Genomic DNA, 1,223 nt, shown 5'->3' on the forward strand with positions numbered 1-1,223 from the left:
GTTCAAGCGAACTACCCTTTCTAATTACTCGTTAAAAAATCGAGAGACAAAAAAGGCTTAGCACTTGCTAAGCCTTTTTTATTGCGTTCATTTTATTTGAAACATCAACGATTAGAATTCATCTAGATATTCGTCTAACAACGCTTCTTCTTCCGGATTCACTTCTTCTACCGTGTCGATTTCTGCTTTAAAGTTTTGACGCTGAATGTAGACATCTCGAGTCAGTACATAAGGATCTGGAGAACTATCAAGCTGTGCTTCTTGCGGTACAAGCAACGCTCGTTTTTCCAAACCTTCTAATGCCCACTTCCCTAAACCAGCCCAAATATTCAAGTAAGATAATGGGAGATACATACCATCGACGGTATCTGTCACTTCTCGCAAAGTATAAGGACCATAACCAGGTATCATAAAGTATGGGCCATTCCCTACGCCATAATGACCAACAGCACTGCTGAACTCTTTATTGTCGTACTTGGTGATACCCGCCGCAGTTGCGATGTCAAATACACCGAGAATACCGAACGTAGAGTTAATCCAAAAACGGTTAAAGTGATCCACCGCTTTGCTACCGTTACCCATCAAAAGGTTGTTCACCATGCTTGATGGTTCATCAAGGTTTGACAAGAAGTTGGCGATACCGGAACGAATAGGCACAGGTGTGTATTCAACGTACGCGATCGACACAGGACGAACCAAATACGGATCTAAGTACTCGTAGTTGATTTCCCACATCGTGCGGTTAAAGCCTTCTAACGGATCATACACATCAGAAGTCGTTTGATTTGTCTCTCCTTCACTTGTTACTGCCTCCTCAGGCGCACTCGAACAGCCAACAAGACCAAGTGCTAACAGTAACATTAGGTAGGATTTACCCTTGTTATACATTCTATGTTCCATAACGACTATTAATATACTTAAGTAACCTCATTTAAAAATGTATGACCAACGCCAAAAAGCAAATGCAGGAACAACCAACAAGCTCAATGTTAGCGATAAATACATTTTAAAAGTCACTTGAGTATATAAACAAAGGCCAGCAAATGCTGGCCTTGGTCATTTTACTTGATAGTTTAGAGTCATACCACTAAATGGGCCCGACATTGACTAAGTGTCATATATCAGAGACAACAACTAACTATTGATACTGTTTATCGATGGTCACTGCAACCGGCTGACCGAATTCAACCACATCGCTTTCGCCATGCCAATCTTGGTCGCGC

The 1,223-nt window shown here is 41.5% G+C and carries 1 protein-coding gene; it reads right to left on the reverse strand.

What is annotated here, in order from left to right:
* Positions 1-111: 111 nt before the first annotated feature.
* Positions 112-888: a VacJ family lipoprotein gene (locus R8269_RS25055; RefSeq protein ID WP_011106038.1), complete on the reverse strand. Its 777-nt coding sequence runs from the start codon at positions 886-888 to the stop codon at positions 112-114.
* Positions 889-1,223 lie beyond the last annotated feature (335 nt).

The organism is Vibrio sp. Vb0667, assembly GCF_033391095.1.